The organism is Cyclobacterium sp. SYSU L10401 (assembly GCF_010993705.1).
Lineage (GTDB): Bacteria > Bacteroidota > Bacteroidia > Cytophagales > Cyclobacteriaceae > Cyclobacterium.
Genome location: NZ_WOFO01000004.1, coordinates 148,439 through 165,302, shown reverse-complemented (window position 1 = coordinate 165,302; position 16,864 = coordinate 148,439). Strand labels below are relative to the sequence as shown.

Sequence of the window (16,864 nt, the reverse complement as noted above, 5' to 3'; positions counted from 1 at the left end):
TTATTTTTAAAATAAAAGTAACAAAAATTTTAATTTATCCTTTTTTTTTGAATTTAAATTTTCACCCCATATATTCATTAATTATTTAAAAGTTGGATGATTAAGCGTACTATTGACGAAAAATTGAGTCAAAAAAGTGAAGCTGTTTTTGGCAGAGAGGCCATAGGTTTGGGAGAAAATATAAAGCTCTACATCCTACTTGCTAAAGAGTTGTTTCAGGGTTTTTTCAGGCTCCTGAATGCCGCATTCAGGCTTAGGAATTGCAAGGAAGTAGGTAAATGGGTAACGGTAAGGGGAGCTTTACGCGTAGAGGGGGCTGGCAAAATAAAAATTGGCAATTATTGCAAACTATGGTCCCATATGGGTACCACCCAGTTATTTGCAGATAGGGGAGCCTTGCTGGAAATAGGGGAAGGTACTTTTGTGAATACCGCTTGTATCCTTTCGGCAAGTGAGCATATTTTCATTGGTAAAAACTGCCAGATTGCCAATCAGGTTATCATCATGGATGGAGATTTTCATGGAGTGGATATCAGGTCTGCCAAAGGAAAATCCGGGGCTATCTTTATTGAAGACGATGTATGGCTGGCTACCAGGTCAATGGTGCTGAAAGGGGTAAGGATAGGAAAAGGGGCGACAGTAGCTGCCGGAGCGGTAGTGACCAAAGATGTAGCCCCTTATACGTTGGTAGGAGGGGTTCCCGCAAAAACAATACGGAAACTAGAGCATGACCCAACCATTCTTACAGATTAAATGTGTCAATTAATGTGTTAACAATTCTACCGTTAAAATCGAGAATGATATGATCCGTTGCGTAATCATAGACGATGATGCTGCCAGCATTGAGGTCCTTGCCCACTATATATCCAAAACCAAGACTTTGGACCTTAAGGCTAAGTTTACCGACTCCATTGAAGGTTTAAATTTTCTAGTGGAAAATAAAGGTAATATTGATTTGATATTTCTGGACATAGAAATGCCCGAAATGAATGGCTTTGAGATTCTAAAGCACAGTCAATATGATGGGGCTTTGATCGTTATTTCAGCCAATAATGAAAATGCCATTTCAGCTTTTGAGACCAAGGCCTGTTTTTATTTACAAAAGCCTTTTGCTTATGCCCAATTCCTTAAAGGCATAGACAAGTGTAAGGAAGCGGAGGTACGAATTGACCCCAATTCCTACTCCAAGGACTTTATCTTTGTAAAGGATGATCGGTTGTATAAAAAAATTCTCTTTGCAGAAATAAGTTACTGTGAAGGAAAAGGAGATTATATCAGTCTGAAATGTAAATCTCAGACCTATACCATTAAATCCACCATTTCAAATTTTTTAGACAAGTTATCAGGCAACCCGGAATTTGTTCAGGTGCATCGGTCTTATGTCATCAACCTACATTATTTAACAGATTTTGATAGTGATACGGCCGTAGTAGACGGTAAAATCATCCCCATAGGTGCCAAGTATAAGGAGCAGCTAAAAAACAGTGTTAACTTTTTGTAGCCCCTTTAGGCGCTATGGTTTTTGAGATTTTTTTCGTAACAAAGGGTTTTATAATGGTTTAGGGATCGATGTATTGGTTGATCAACTTTTTAACAGTTTCAATTTCTTTAGAAAATTCATCCAACAGGTCCTTCCATTCATCAGACTGGAAGGAATCCATTTCCTCGAATTTCAATGCCATTTCAAACAATTCGTCTAACCCAGCCGTTAGCGCAGAACCCTTTAATTTATGCCCCTCGCTATTTAATGCCTGTAGGTTTTTATCCTTATAATGCCTAATCAAAAGCTTCTCAGATTGATCCAGTTCTTTTAGGGTTAATTGCAACACATCTTTGATTACTTTTGGCTCATCTCCAAGGTATTCTTTGACCTTATCTATATCAAAGTGGTTTTTTTGTTGGTCAACCCTATTCTGTTTACCTTCGTTTTCAGGGGCTGCAGCCGCCACAGCCGGAGTTACGTTTTGATCTGGTTTTAACCATTTTTCAAAAATCTGGATAATATTTTTTTCAACAATCGGTTTGGCGACAAAGTCAACCATACCAGAATCCATGCATTTTTCTCTTTCCCCCTTTACGTTTCCGGCCGTAATGGCCACGATGGGTATGTGCTCGAGCTCGGGAATGGCTTTAATTTTTCTAGTGGCTTCATGTCCGCTCATGACCGGCATCTGGATGTCCATCAGGATGATGTCAGGCAGGAATTTCTGAGCCATTTCATAAGCGGTTTTTCCATCAGTAGCTTCCAAAATTCTTGTGTTGGGAGATACTTTAAGTACAATCGTTTTGGCCAGAAACATGTTGATAGCATTGTCTTCTGCGATCAGCACGGTTAAATTATGATTTAAGGATACTTCCTGATTTGCCTGGCTCGGGTCCTTTTTAACGGGCTTTTTCCTAGGATTGAGTTGGGCCAGGCTTTCGTAAAGCGCATTTATTTTTATGGGTTTGGATAATTTGATGGGAATAGAAAGTTCTTTACATTTTTTATAGATATAATCGTCATCAGCCGAACTGTGTAAAAGCATGATGGGTGAGGAGGCCTTATCTTTCGGGAAATTCTCCCTGATTTTCTTAACTGTCTCAAGTCCATCCATGTAGGGCATGTTAAGGTCCATCAATACCACGTCGTAATCTCCATTGTTTTCTATTTTCTGTAGGGCATCAAAACCGTTCACAGCTTCTTCCATCAGGATATTTTTCAGGGAAAACATTTCCTTCAAAATCAACCGGTTGTTCTCATTGTCATCTACCACCAACACCTTTTGAATAAAGCTGGTATCCGATTTTTTGATGGTATTTCCATTTTCTGTTTTGAGGTTGATGTCGAAATAAAACCTGCTACCTTCCTCCAATTTACTTTCCAATCGTAGTTCAGAGCCCATCATGGCCAAAAGCTTATTGGAAATGGTCAATCCCAGGCCGGTACCGCTATATTTTTTGGTAGTGGACCCATCTTCCTGTGAAAAAGCATCAAAAATTTTCTTTTGGTTTTCTTCAGAGATTCCAATACCGGTATCCCTCACCTCAAATCTAACCAATCGTTGCGTTTTATCCTGCTGGGAGAGGGTATGTATCCTCAGCTCTATCTCACCTTCATTGGTAAATTTCACCGCATTGCCCAGAAGGTTTATCAGGATTTGTTTGAGCCGGATATCATCTATAAAGATAAATCTGGGCAAGTCCTTTTCCAGGTTGAGCAACATTTCAATACCCTTCTTTTGGGCCTGATAGGAAACCACGTCCGTAGCCTGTCCCGCCAATTCGAAAATGTCAGCCTTGTTAATATCCAGTTCAAGCTTACCTGCTTCAATTTTAGAAAAGTCCAGAATGTCATTGATGATATTCAACAAGGTATTGGCAGACTGGTTGACAATCCCGATGTACTGGTTTTGAACTTCAGTAAGGCTTGTTTTCAGCAAAAGATCCGTAAATCCGATGATACCGTTAAGTGGTGTCCTGATTTCATGACTCATATTGGCCAGAAACTCTGATTTTGCCAGGCTGGCCTTTTCAGCAATTTCCTTTGATTCGATGAGGTTTTTTTCAAGAATATTCCTATCAATGGCATTGGAGATACTGTTGGCAAAACTCTTTAGCAGGGAAATTTCAGCCTGTGACCATACCCGTTCTAATTTACAGTCATCATATCCAATGAATCCCCAAAAACCTTCCTCGGTAAATATCGGAATGGATAATATGGATTTGATGTTCTGGTTGGTTAAGAATTCACGGGTGGAGGAATCTTCTGGCATTTGGGACAAAATGGCAAAGAAAATCTCATTGTTTTCCATGGGAGCTACAAATTCCCCGAAAAAATTGATGGGTACATTTTGTAGGTCTGGGTTGTTTATTTGAGGTTGTACCTCATCAGAACTCCATTCAAACCTTTGTGAGGTGAGCCTGGTTCCATCTGCATCCAGGCTGTTTTCCCAGTAATAAACCCTGTCTACATCTGCAGCTTTTCCGATTAATTCCAGGCTATTTGAGATGGCCTCGTAAAGATTTCTATTGGATAGTAACTCGTCAGTTGCTCTTGAAATTGCAGAAAGCATTTGTTCTTTTTGTATCAGTTGATTTTCTCTCGTCACTGCTTCATTGATGTCTTGTATGGTTCCAAAAAGGTAAAGGCATTCTCCTTCCTCTATGTGGGCCTCTCCTATGGTTCTAACCCAGATTTCATTTCCTTTTGCGGTGATTATTTTTAATTTTTCATCCCAGGCTTTTCCATAATCCCGTGCAAGTCCAAAAAGCTCCTCCATCCTATCCCTGTAAAAGCCTTCCTTATAAAAATGGAAGGCATTTTCCAAACTTGGATTAAAATCAGCGTCCACTTCAAAAATCGTCTTGGTGATATCCGTCCAACTCAGGAATTTTTTTCCAGTATCATATTTCCATCCGCCTATTTTTGCCATCATATGGGTTTGGCTGAGCAATTCCTTGGCATTTTGGATGGACCTTTCTAATCTTAGTCTTTCGGTTATGTCTATGGAATTTCCGATTACATAGCTGTTACCCCGGTAGTCTTTTTCAAGCGTGTTGCTATATAACCAGACTTTTAAGCTTCCGTTGGTCTGTCTGGTGGTCATCAAGCCCTGTGCTTTTCCATCCTGAAGCAATTCTCTGAAATAGGCGTCAATTTCTGCATGATACCGCTTCGGTATGATGTCCCATAATTTTTTAGACAGCATCTCTTCCACTGTATATCCCAATAGCCTTGCCCCATAGTTATTGAAGCTTAAAAAATGGCCATCAAGGTCATGGGTCAGCATCAGGCCCTGGCTGTTTTCGAAAAATGAACGAAACTTTTCTTCACTGGAAAGAAGCCTTTCTTCTTTTTCCTTTTCCTCACTAATGTCCCTGCCAATGGCGAAAATCCATTTGTTTTTTAAGTCACCGGTGGCTGTCCAGGCAAATGTCTTATAACCTCCTTTATGGGTTTTTAGCCGATGGCTAAAACTGGTGGTAGTTTCCCCCTTGATCAGTTTGTTGATCTCTACCATGGTGCCATCCACATCCTCCGGATGAATATAATCCGACATGGGCTTTTCTGAAAGTTCCTCCTCCCCGTAGCCCAGTAATGTTTTGAAAGCCTTGTTCACCTTAATAAACTTTCCATCAAACCTGATCACAGTGATTAAATCCAGCGAGATGCTCAAAGCTTTACTCAAAAGCCGATCCTCGAAATTTTCGGTTTTCGCCTTTATTTGCTCCAGAATCTGCCGGTTCAATAAATCTAAATTTTCTGATACCAGGCAATTGGCCGCAGGAACCTTTGTACCCATTACCACCAATAGGCCTAAAATCTTTTCTTTTTCGATAATTATTGGCTGGGCAGCCAGATAATTGGCCGGTGAGTATTTCTTTTTTAAAAAAACACTCTGAACCAAGTCGTTGTCATGTTGAAGGTCTATTACCTCATGAAAATCCTTAACCGAATTTAAAAATTCATGAAATGCGTCAGTTTCAGGAATAGGGGTTTCATTATTTTCCCCGGAATAAGATTTGACCCATATTCCGCTGGTATCAAAAAAAACCAAAAAAGCCTGCTCACAGCCAGTCAGCCTTTCGGCCAAAAGTAGGATTTTTTCAAAGTTCTCGTTTTGCAAACCTCGACCTGGATAAAAATCAGCAACCTGATAAGATTTTTTCATATCTTTTTAAAGAGTTGTCCCTGCTCATTTAGACCCTATTGCGAAAATAGTCCGTTAATACACCCTGAAAATGAATGGTCAAAACCTTGACTAGTAGAAATAAATCAAATGTGAATATTGTTTATAAAAAAACAAAAATTTTTAATTGATTAAAATTTGCTTTTAAAGCATTCCACTTATGTTTACAAATTCGATAATTTAATTATAAATTCAAATTTGTAAACCTAAATAAATCTTATGCCTGAAGTAATATTTTGGCTGGCCATCGCCATAGTTGCCTATACTTTTTTGGGTTATGGCTTGATTCTTTATCTTTTAGTAAAAATAAAAATGTTGATTTTTCCTGAGGAAGATAAGGTGAATGAAACTTTTGTTCCGCAAGTAAGCCTGGTGATCCCTTGTTATAATGAAGCAGATATCATCAGGGAAAAAGTTCAGAATTGTCTTTCATTGGATTATCCAGCAGAAAATCTGGAAATATTTTTTATCACTGATGGATCAACCGATAATTTCAGGGAAGTGCTGGCCGATTATCCTGAGGTAAGCTTATTACATAAGGATCGCCGGGCCGGCAAAACTGCCGCAGAAAACAGGGCGATGGAAATCATCAAAACCCCTTTTGTGATTTTTACTGATGCCAATACCCTGCTCAATGAAGCAGCAATCAGGAATATTGTCCGGCATTTTCAGTTCGAAAATGTAGGTTGTGTTTCCGGGGAAAAGCGGGTAATGATGGAGGAAACAGAAGAAGCCAGTGCGGCAGGTGAAGGCATGTATTGGAAATATGAATCGTTCCTGAAGAAGCTGGATTCTGCATTGTACTCGGCTGTTGGTGCAGCCGGCGAGTTGGTAGCCTTTAGATCCTCCCAATATGAGACTTTGCCGGAAGATACCATTCTCGATGATTTCATGCAGTCCTTATTGATTGCTTCCAAGGGTTATAAGATCGTATATGAACCCGAAGCCTATGCCATGGAGACGGCTTCGGATTCCATAAAGGAGGAACTCAAAAGAAAGATAAGGATCAGTGCGGGTGGATGGCAGTCCATGCAAAGGCTGTTTTTTAAAATTACTCCAATCAACCATCCGGTTTTATTTTTTCAATATCTATCCCATAGGGTATTGAGGTGGACCATTACTCCGTTTTTGTTGATCCTGATCTTTTTTCTAAACATCCTGTTGTGGCCGCTGGGATGGATTTATCAATTGTTGATGATAGCTCAGGTAGTGTTTTATTTTGCTGCTTTTATCGGCTATCTTCTGGAAGATAGAAAAATAAAGGTCAAATTACTTTTCATTCCTTTTTATTTTTGCCTGATGAATTATGCTGTCATTGCGGGATTGCTCCGTTTTTTAAGGGGTACCCAAAAAAGTACCTGGGAAAAAGCCAGGCGCAGGTCAAATTAATCTCAAATTGCCCGTTTTGAAACAGGTAGCCCTGTCGGACCTGACAGGTTCGATATCCTGCGAAAATTAAGGCGTTTAATAAGAGATGCTTTGAAGCCAAGGCCATCTGAATGTCCCCTTGCGTCTTGTAGGTTTGGGAATTACGTGGCTGAGTGGAAAAAATAATTGCTTTAAAACCCAAATAGTTTTACATTTCCCAAAGCTTTCAATTAACCAAATAAACCCAACTTGTACCGTGAAAAAATGGCTCTTTTATGTATGTATATTGGCTTTGAACACTGGAATGGCACAGCGGCTGCCTCATCCATCGGCCGTATTTGAATGGAAAATGATGCCTGCTACCCTTGAGGGAGTAGGGGAAGAGCGGAAACTGATGGATTGGCCTACTGAGACCCTGGACAACTTCCGCATCGTCCATTATACCCTGCAGGATTCGGAAACCATGGACCTGAATACCAGCTCAGAGCACCTGGTGCTGGTGGGGGAGGGGCTGCTCTCCCTGGATATGAGTGGAGAAAAAGCCATGCTCGGCCCAAGAAGTGTGGGCTGGATTCCTGCCGATAGGCAACTGAAGATAGCGGTTGGAAATAAAGAAAAGGCTTCCTTTTTTATCATTGAATGGGAGGCAGAAAAAGTGGCAGATGAGCTGGCACCCAAGGATACCTATCCCTTGCTTTTTGATTATGATGAAATGACATTCCGTCAGAATGCGAGAGGTGGTAGGAGGGATGTGATGCAGGCCCCTACTGAGACACTTAGAGAGTTGGAAATGCACATAACGACGCTGAAAGAAGGGGAAAAAAGCCACGATCCCCATGTTCATGCTGATGAAGAGATCATTTTGGTCTTGCAGGGGGAAGTGGAGGAGTTGATCAATGGTACACCCTACCGCCTGGGAGCGGGTTCGGTTATTTACCTGGCGGCCTTTGACCCGCATGGCATCCGCAATGTAGGGAAAGGTAGCTGCGAGTATTATGCCATCCGTTGGATCACAGATAAAACAGGAAAGTAAGCTTTTGCGGGCGATTCTCTCAAACAGGAATTTTTTTATTCATTATAAAAAAAGGTATATTGTGAAGGCAAACCTTACCTACTTATGTCGCCTGATTACTACCGAACCAAACCCAAATAACTATTGATCATGGGATTGCTGGAAAATCTTACGGACGAAGCATTACTCATTAGCCTTAGACAAGGGGATGTCAAGGCATTCGATGAATTATACCTCAGGTATGCCAAAAAACTCATGGCCTTTTCATTGACCTTTTTCACCGATCAGCATCTGGCAGAAGAAGCGGTGCAGGAAATATTTGTAAGGATTTGGGAGAGGAGGAAAAAGCTGGATGAATCAAAATCTTTCAAAAGTTACCTTTTCCAGGCTGTAAAATTCTATATGTACAACCATATCAGGGACAGGAAAAAGGAATGTTGTCTGGAAACCGCTGCTATTGAACAAATACCTGTAGCGCAGGACCCGGAAGCTACATTGGCCTATCAGGAGTTGGAAGAACTGGCATTGGAGATGATTGGCCGGTTGCCCAAAGTGCAGCAGGAGGTGTTTAAATTGAACAAATTTAAGGGAATGAACAGTGATCAGATTGCGCTGCAGATGAACCTTTCCAAAAGAACCATTGAACACCACCTGTACCTGGCATCGAAATCTCTCAGAAAGGGCTTACTGCATCATCCATCTTTTTCATGGCTGATTTTCACAGGTATATATTTTTTATAATAGTATTAAATGGTTTTTATATAAAATTTAATTTTGAGAAATTTACTTAAACATATTTTTTAACTTAATTTAATTATTTTTTACCATTCATTAAGTAAATGGGTTTACTTGTGTTTTATACTTACAAAATACCATAAACCCAGTGGAAAAAGACCTGCTCATCAAATTTTTAAATGGAACAGCCAGTGCTGCAGAACGCAAGCAGGTAATGGTATGGCTGGAGCAGGACGATGCCAGGGAAAAATTTGATCGTTTCCTTCGTGACCATTGGAAGCAAGTGGAACCCAATTCAATGGATAATACAGATTATCCATTGCTGCTGGAAAAGATTCACTCCAGAATTTTTCCCGGCTCCAAAATCAGACCATTAAGACCCTGGCTTAAGTATTGGAAAGTTGCAGCCAGCCTGCTGTTGGTTATAGCTAGTGCTTATTTTTTAATGCAGGCTATGGATTACAAGGACCCCGATCCTGTACTTGCAGAAAGAATAATGGAGAGAAGTACCGGGGAAGGTGAAAAACTGCGACTTACCCTTCCCGATGATACTAAAATCACCCTGAATGCCAATTCATCAATTTCATTTTCATCTTTATATGGGGTAGAAGAACGGAAGGTCCGTTTATCCGGGGAGGCTTTTTTTGAGATAGCCAAAGACTCCCTGAGGCCTTTCCGGGTGGAAGCTGATGGGATGATTACCAGGGCTTTGGGTACCAGGTTTAATGCCTATGCCAGATCCGGGGACGTTGCAGTAGCCCTTACGGAGGGCAGGGTTGCTGTGGATGGAGCCCAAACTTCAGTAGAATTAGAACCGGGACAATTGGCCAGATTGGTCAAGAACGATGCTTCACCGGAGCTAAGGGTGGAGAAATTTGACCTGGAATCAGTCACCGGCTGGAAAGAAAATATACTTGTTTTTGACCGAAAGCCCTTAATAATTATTTTGGAAGATTTGGAAAGATGGTATGGGGTAGCAATGAAAATTGACCCCGGGATCAATGTGAACCGCCGGGTGATTGGCACTTTCCGCAACAAAAACCTGAACGACGTACTTACCGGCCTGGGCTTTTCTCTGGGCTTTGAATTCAGCATCAATCAAAAAGAAGTTATCTTAAATAAGAACAGCCTATGAAACAAAAAATGCAGGACAAAACCTCCATCGCCAAATGAATTGCTTTGCCCTGCTGACTTTAAAGTGTAAAACTCAAAATCCTTTAAAATTATGAAAAGAAAATTACTGTACCTAATCAAAATGGTATCGAAAAACCTATTGTATGGTTTGGTTCTTCAATGTTTGTTGATGACTACATTGATGGCACATGAGATCAGTGCCCAGATCAAACCCATTGATGAGTCCTATATTCGCCTGAAAAAGGAGGAATGGAGACTTGAGGAAATCTTCCGGGTAGTGGAAGAAAATACGGACTATCATTTCGTCTTACCTGAGGATATTCTGGAAAATAACTCCCTGTTGGAACTTAAAAGTAAAAAGCAATCCGTCAATGAATTGTTGTTGGATGTTGCACTTGGAGCTAACCTGAAATTCAAGCAGGTGGACAATTCCATTTATGTTGCGCCGGGAAACCAGGCCCTGGATTCACCCATAGAAATTGTAATAGATGAACGCCCTGTCAGTGGGAGGGTACTGGATCCCAATGGTGAGGGTATTCCCGGTGCGACTGTGCTGGTGGAAGGAACCAATATCGGTACAGCTACGGATATTGACGGTAATTTTAACCTGGAAGTACCTGATGATGCTGTTTTGGTAATTTCTTTTATCGGGTACGAATCCCAGCGAATAGAATTGGGCAACCAAAATGAAATCACTGTAACCATGGAGGAAGACTTATCCTCACTGGATGAAATTGTGGTCGTGGGATATGGAACACAGAAAAAGGTGAACCTTACCGGGGCAGTAAGCACGGTAACTTCGGAAGACATTGTCAATCAGCCGGTAGGACAAACCTCCATGGCATTGCAGGGAATCGCGCCAGGAGTGACCATCACCCAGAGAAGTGGACAGCCCGGATCAGATGGAGGGGCTATCCGAATCAGGGGCTTGGGTACCTTGGGTGACTCCAATCCCCTGATCATGGTGGATGGGGTAGAAACCAACCTGAACAATGTAGACCCGAATGAAATAGAAAATATTTCTATATTGAAAGATGCCTCTTCGGCGGCCATCTATGGTGCTCGTGCAGCCAATGGGGTGGTGCTGATTACCACCAAAAGAGGTGTGGAAGGCGTAAGGGTGAATTATAACATGTATGCCGGTTTCCAGGTCCCCACCCGCATGCCGGAAATCGTAGGAGCCCTGGATCACATGGAACTGGCCAATGAAGCTTTTACCAATGTGGGCAATGACCCCCAATACTCTGAACAATTCCTTGCCGATTACCGGGCGGGTATGCCCTCAGACCGGTATCCGGACACCGATTGGCAGGCCCTGACCCTAAAGAATACGGCCTTCATGCAAAACCACAATGTGAGCATCAATGCAGGTAGTGAAAAAGCCAAGATTTTTGGATCCATCAGTTACCTGGACCAGGACGGGATCATCCCCAATACAGATTTTAACCGGTTTAACATCAGGCTCAACTCTGATGTCAATGTTTCGGATAGGCTGACCCTGTCTACAGATATATTTTTACGCAGGGCTTACCAGCGGGAACCCTCCTCCGGCACCGGGTACGTATTCCACTGGATGCGCCGGATTCCGGCCAATGAAGTGGGACTTCTCTCCAATGGTCGCTATGGAGAAGGTTGGAATGGGGATCATCCACTGGCCAGAGCAAAAGATGGTGGGCTACGGACAGTAGAAAGTCTGGATGCCATTCTTAACTTTCGCCTGGATTACAAAATTACCGATTGGCTGTCCGCTGAGCTGATGTATGCCCCCAAATTCTGGAACCCACATACCAAAAGCTTCTCCAATATTACCCAAACCTATGCCAGGGATGGAGAGACTCCTACGCATTTTGTGCCCCAGAGAAATTCCCTAACAGAAAGGTATGACCGGGAATGGTACAACAACATCCGGGCTATTGTTACCATGGACAAAACGTTCAATGAGGTACACACGCTGGGTGTTACAGCCGGTTACCAGCAGGAAGACCAGACCAATAAATGGATCTCTGCTTACCGGGAAGTATTCCCACTACCACAATACCAGCAGATCAACGCAGGTAACCGGGCCAATGAACAAACGGGAGGGGCCGCATCCCATTGGGCTTTACAATCTGTTTTCGGCAGGGTGACTTACAATTATGATGAAAGGTATTTACTGGAAGGAAATGTACGTAGAGACGCTTCTTCCCGTTTTGCTGAAGGCAACCGGGTAGGGGTATTCCCTTCCTTTTCTGCCGGATGGAGAATCTCGGAAGAAAGTTTCATGCAGGGCACTTCCAGTATCATAGACCAGTTGAAGTTGAGGGCAAGCTGGGGGCAGTTGGGTAACCAAAATATTGGTTTATACCCCTTTGCCGCCTTCATGTCCCTGGGAGGAGGAGCACAGGACTACGTGTTTGACGGGGCCAATGCTCCGGGAGCGGCCTTGAATAGCATGGCCAATTCCTCCATCCAATGGGAGCTGACAGAAACCACCGACATCGGATTGGATTTTAACCTCTGGGGCAAGCTGGATGTAGCGGCGGACTATTACATGAGAAGAACAAAAGACATCTTGCTGGCATTGAATATTCCGCAGACCATTGGCCTTAGTGCACCTTTTCAGAATGCTGGGGAGGTGAAAAACAACGGCTATGAATTGATGGTCAATTACCGCAACAAGGTAGGAGACCTGAATTACAGCATCATGGTCAACTATTCCGACGTAAGGAATGAAATTGTTGACATGCGGGGTATAGAAAATACCGGCCTGACCGTAAACAGGGAAGGTTACCCCATCGGTTCCTTTTTCGGATACATTTCCGAAGGTTTGTTTCAAAGTCAGGAGGAAGTGGACAATCATGCCGACCAATTTGGGAATGTAGCACCCGGAGACATCAAATACCGGGATGTAGATGGAGATGGCATGATCAATGACCGGGATCTGGCCGTAATAGGTAGCCCTATTCCCAGACATACCTTTGGTCTTAGATTGAACGCTGATTACAAGGGCTTTGATTTCTCTTTGTTTTTGCAGGGAGTTGGTAAAGCAGATGGTTACATGTTTGGGCAGGGAATCATGCCTTTTTATCTGGGAGGAACGGTACAGGAGCAGCACAAAGACCGCTGGACACCCGATAATACGGATGCATCCTTTCCCCGATTGGCCTGGAACCAAACCAACAACGAACAGAACTCCAGCTTTTGGATGCGTAATGCGGCTTATTTGAGAGGACAGAATGTGCAGTTGGGTTATTCCCTTCCTGAAAATGTCCTTGATATACTGAATATTCAGCGGGCACGTATCTACCTGAGCGGTAGAAACCTGTTTACCATTACGGATTTTTATGAAGGATATGATCCCGAAGCACCGGTCAGTAATGGAGGTTGGTACCCGCAGATGACTACCTATACCATGGGCTTGAATGTTAACTTCTAAACAGCAGGAACCAATGAAAAATCTATTTAAATATATACTAATACTACCCGTTCTATTCTTCTCAGCGGCATGTGAAGATGAATTTCTGGAGCGGATGCCACTGGATTCTCCATCCAGTGAGACCTATTTTGAAAATGAAACGGAACTGGAAATGGCCGTTACTGGGGTATATAACCGCCTCTGGTACTGGCCTGCAGGAATCGCCTGGTTTTTATCCTTTGATTTTGCCTCGGATGATGGCTGGGACCGAAATGGAAGCCCGCTTCAAGCCTTGGGAAGAGGTGAACAAAATGCAGACAATGGTTTTACCAATGGCTTCTGGTCCCACTTCTACCGGGCTATCAACCGTACCAATTTTATCACCTCCCGTGGTAGCCACCTGCGCGATGAAATGGATCCGTCTAAATATGACAGGCTGGTAGGGGAAGCCAGATTTATCAGGGCGTATTTCTATGCCTACCTGGCAGAATTATATGGAGATGTTCCCTTGGTGACGAATACGCTTACGCTGGAGGAATCGCAAACTCCCAGGTCTCCAAAATCGGAAGTAATCGATTTTGTAATGAGTGAACTCAACGAGATAAAGGACTACTTACCTATGGATGCCTCGGATAAGGGCAGGATTACGCAGGGAACAGTTCTGGCGATGATGTCCCGGGTAGCCCTTTGGAACGAGCGTTGGGAGGAGGCTGCTTCAGCTGCCAAAGAACTTATGGATTCAGAAGCCTATACTGTAGATCCGGATTACGAGGGCATGTTTACCTTCGCCGGGGACAATTCCCCTGAGGTAATTACCCGGATACAGTACCTGAGAGGGGTGCAAACACACAATATGCCCAGAAACTTCTGGTCACGGATGGCATTGGGTCATTCCAATAAAAAACCGCCGCAGGATATGGTGGATACCTATGATTGTATAGATGGATTGCCCATCGATGAATCGCCCCTGTACGATCCGCAAAATCCTTTTGAAAACCGGGATCCCCGATTGGATTATACCCTGGTGGTACCCGGCTCCCGCCTGGTAAACTGGATATTTGAAACCCACAGTGACAGTACCATGACCTGGGAATTCAGAGGGGATGATTCGGTAAGGGTAGAAAATATAGAGGCACAGCATGCCTATGCCTCCTTTACAGGATACCTGTACCGCAAGCATGTGGATCTGGCCAATTATCCCACAGATGTGGGCTCTACGGATCAGAACCTGACCATTTTCAGATTAGGGGAAGTGTTGCTGAATTATGCCGAAGCCAAGGTGGAATTAAACCAGCTGGATGAAAGTGTTTATGAGGCCATCAATGCCTTGAGACAAAGGGAATCGGTTCAGATGCCGGTCATAGAAAGTGGTAAAACTCAAGAGGAATTGAGAAACCTGGTTCGCAAGGAAAGAAGACATGAGCTAGGCATAGAAGGATTCCGGTATTTTGATATCAGAAGATGGGGAATTGCCGAGGATGTGATGCCGGGACCTTACCGGGGCAGGGTAAATCGGTACGGAGAAGGTGGCTGGCTTGATGAGCCTCCGATGATAGACCCTATTGGCACGCCAAGCTATGACCATATCAGCAATGCAGATGAAATGGTGGTGGTAGAGACCCGCGATTTCAATCCTAGCAGGGATTACCTGTGGCCCATTCCACGGATAGAGTTGGAAACCAATACAGCATTGACCCAGAATCCGGGTTATTGATACCGGAGCTGATGCTGAAAATTGATGATTTCAGGGATTCCTACCCCAAACGTTTGGGGCAGGAATCCCTTCCCTTAGCTATTAATGTTGCCCAGGGAAAAGGGGCAAAGAAAAGTCTTGCCTTTTTGCTCCCGATATTCCTCTTTACCATTCTTTGCATTTGTTACTCTCCTAAGGTTTTCTCTCAGGTTAGCCGGCATGATTTGGTGGTTTATGGAGGGACTTCCGCTGGCATCACTGCCGCAATTCAGGCAGCCAGAATGGGTAAGCAAGTAGTGTTGATTGAACCTGAAAATAGATTGGGAGGGCTCACCACAGGTGGTCTGGGACAAACGGATATCGGAAACAAGCAAGCGATAGGAGGAATAGCCAGGGAATTTTACCGAAATATAAAGCTGTACTACGATCAGCCTGAAAACTGGATATGGCAGGAAAAGAAAAATTACAAAGGAGTGGCCTATTCCCGTTCTGAGGATGGAGAAGAGACCATGTGGACCTTTGAGCCGTCTGCTGCCTTGCATGTTTTTGAGGAAATGATAAGGAAGGAAAACGGAATTGATATCGTATTTGGGGAGCGACTGGAAAGAAAAATGGGTGTAAATATGGATAACCAATTCATTACTTCTCTGACGATGGAAAGCGGAAAGCAATACTATGGAAAAGTATTTATTGATGCCACTTACGAAGGGGACCTGATGGCTGCGGCTGGTGTAAGCTATTCTATAGGCAGAGAAGCGAATAGTCAATATGGTGAAAGCCTCAATGGTGTTCAGGCAAATGCCTATGGAGTCACCTTACGCGGAAGACCAGCAAAGAATGGCAGGAACCACAATTTTGTGGACGGTGTGGATCCATACATTGTTCCGGGTGATCCGGATTCCGGTTTACTACCATTTATTTCGCCTTTGGGACCGGGGATTGATGGAAGTGGGGACGCAAAAATTCAGGCGTATTGTTTTCGGATGACCCTTACTGATCATCCTGAAAACAGGATTCCCTTTGAAAAGCCCGAAACCTATGATGAGGCAAACTATGAGCTGCTTTTTCGGAATTACGAAGCGGCCAACGATGTACAGACCATGTATGATTATGGAGTGCCTTACCTTCCCTGGGCCAATTCGGCCATGCCCAACCGGAAGACAGATACCAATAACAAACATGGCTTTTCGACCGATTTTATCGGACAAAATTACGCCTATCCTGAGGGAACGTATGAAGAAAGGGAGAAAATCGTCGAAGCCCACAGAGAATACCAAAAGGGCCTGATGTGGACCCTTGCCTATCATCCCAGAATACCTGAAATCGTCCGGGAGGAAGTATCTAAATGGGGAACCTGCAAGGATGAATACAGCAGGGAGGATGGTTGGCCAGAGCAACTCTATATTCGGGAAGCCCGCAGGATGCTGAGTGATTATGTCATGACCCAAGGCCATTGTGAAGGACTTGAAGTAGCAGCGGATCCGATAGCATTGGCCGCCTATGGTATGGATTCTCACCATGTTCAGCGATTTGTAGATGCCAATGGCTTTGTGAAAAACGAAGGAAATGTAGAAGGAAGTGTGGCAGGGCCCTATCCGATAAGTTACCGATCCATTGTTCCAAAGAAAGAAGAAGGGAAGAATCTCCTGGTACCTGTATGCCTGAGTGCTACCCATATTGCTTTTGGTTCCATCCGGATGGAACCTGTATTTATGGTTTTGGGCCAGTCGGCCGGTATGGCCGCTGTCCTGGCGATGGATGCCAATAGCAGCGTACAAGATGTCCCTTACGGAATGTTAAGAAATGAATTAATTACCTATCGGCAGCGCTTGGAGTAATTACCGATAAGTAGCAAA

General features: G+C 43.4%; 10 protein-coding genes. 9 read left to right on the top strand and 1 reads right to left on the bottom strand.

Features of this window, described 5'->3' with window-relative positions; all coding sequences use genetic code 11:
- Nucleotides 1-96 precede the first annotated feature (96 nt).
- Both GL182_RS11425 and GL182_RS11420 read left to right on the top strand, forming a co-directional pair.
- Nucleotides 97-753, top strand: a complete 657-nt coding sequence (locus GL182_RS11425; protein WP_163379817.1) for an acyltransferase — start codon at nt 97-99, stop codon at nt 751-753.
- A 49-nt stretch (nt 754-802) separates the two neighbouring features.
- Nucleotides 803-1,501 carry a LytR/AlgR family response regulator transcription factor gene (locus GL182_RS11420; RefSeq protein ID WP_163379816.1) on the top strand — a complete coding sequence of 233 codons (699 nt, stop codon included), beginning with the start codon at nt 803-805 and terminating at the stop codon, nt 1,499-1,501.
- Nucleotides 1,502-1,559: 58 nt separating this feature from the next.
- On the opposite strand, the gene GL182_RS11415 is transcribed toward GL182_RS11420, so the two are convergent.
- Entirely contained in the window at nt 1,560-5,654 is a 4,095-nt protein-coding gene (locus GL182_RS11415) for a PAS domain S-box protein (protein WP_163379815.1), read from the bottom strand.
- Between the two features lie 237 nt (nt 5,655-5,891).
- On the opposite strand from GL182_RS11415, the gene GL182_RS11410 reads away from it, so the two are divergent.
- The 7 genes from GL182_RS11410 to GL182_RS11380 all read left to right on the top strand — a co-directional run bounded on the left by GL182_RS11410 (nt 5,892) and on the right by GL182_RS11380 (nt 16,846).
- On the top strand, nt 5,892-7,061 hold the full coding sequence (locus tag GL182_RS11410) for a glycosyltransferase family 2 protein (RefSeq protein WP_163379814.1): 1,170 nt from the start codon (nt 5,892-5,894) through the stop codon (nt 7,059-7,061).
- Nucleotides 7,062-7,296: 235 nt separating this feature from the next.
- Nucleotides 7,297-8,073, top strand: coding sequence for a cupin domain-containing protein (locus tag GL182_RS11405; RefSeq protein WP_163379813.1), 777 nt, complete (start codon nt 7,297-7,299; stop codon nt 8,071-8,073).
- A 129-nt stretch (nt 8,074-8,202) separates the two neighbouring features.
- Complete coding sequence (locus tag GL182_RS11400) at nt 8,203-8,793, top strand: RNA polymerase sigma factor (protein WP_163379812.1); 591 nt, start codon at nt 8,203-8,205, stop codon at nt 8,791-8,793.
- A 142-nt stretch (nt 8,794-8,935) separates the two neighbouring features.
- Nucleotides 8,936-9,922 (top strand): FecR family protein, encoded by a 987-nt coding sequence (locus GL182_RS11395; protein WP_163379811.1) that lies wholly within the window; start codon nt 8,936-8,938, stop codon nt 9,920-9,922.
- A 90-nt stretch (nt 9,923-10,012) separates the two neighbouring features.
- Complete coding sequence (locus GL182_RS11390; protein WP_163379810.1) at nt 10,013-13,336, top strand: SusC/RagA family TonB-linked outer membrane protein; 3,324 nt, start codon at nt 10,013-10,015, stop codon at nt 13,334-13,336.
- A gap of 13 nt (nt 13,337-13,349) precedes the next feature.
- Nucleotides 13,350-15,029: a RagB/SusD family nutrient uptake outer membrane protein gene (locus GL182_RS11385; RefSeq protein WP_163379809.1), complete on the top strand. Its 1,680-nt coding sequence runs from the start codon at nt 13,350-13,352 to the stop codon at nt 15,027-15,029.
- A gap of 11 nt (nt 15,030-15,040) precedes the next feature.
- A complete protein-coding gene (locus tag GL182_RS11380; RefSeq protein WP_163379808.1) occupies nt 15,041-16,846 on the top strand; it encodes an FAD-dependent oxidoreductase in 1,806 nt (601 codons plus the stop codon).
- Nucleotides 16,847-16,864 lie beyond the last annotated feature (18 nt).

Excerpts from the sequence above, each read along its gene's own strand:
- GL182_RS11425 (WP_163379817.1), top strand. The coding sequence starts at position 97 with ATGATTAAGCGTACTATTGACGAAAAATTGAGTCAAAAAAGTGAAGCT.
- GL182_RS11420 (WP_163379816.1), top strand. The coding sequence starts at position 803 with ATGATCCGTTGCGTAATCATAGACGATGATGCTGCCAGCATTGAGGTC.
- GL182_RS11415 (WP_163379815.1), bottom strand. The coding sequence starts at position 5,654 with ATGAAAAAATCTTATCAGGTTGCTGATTTTTATCCAGGTCGAGGTTTG.
- GL182_RS11410 (WP_163379814.1), top strand. The coding sequence starts at position 5,892 with ATGCCTGAAGTAATATTTTGGCTGGCCATCGCCATAGTTGCCTATACT.
- GL182_RS11400 (WP_163379812.1), top strand. The coding sequence starts at position 8,203 with ATGGGATTGCTGGAAAATCTTACGGACGAAGCATTACTCATTAGCCTT.
- GL182_RS11390 (WP_163379810.1), top strand. The coding sequence starts at position 10,013 with ATGAAAAGAAAATTACTGTACCTAATCAAAATGGTATCGAAAAACCTA.
- GL182_RS11385 (WP_163379809.1), top strand. The coding sequence starts at position 13,350 with ATGAAAAATCTATTTAAATATATACTAATACTACCCGTTCTATTCTTC.
- GL182_RS11380 (WP_163379808.1), top strand. The coding sequence starts at position 15,041 with ATGCTGAAAATTGATGATTTCAGGGATTCCTACCCCAAACGTTTGGGG.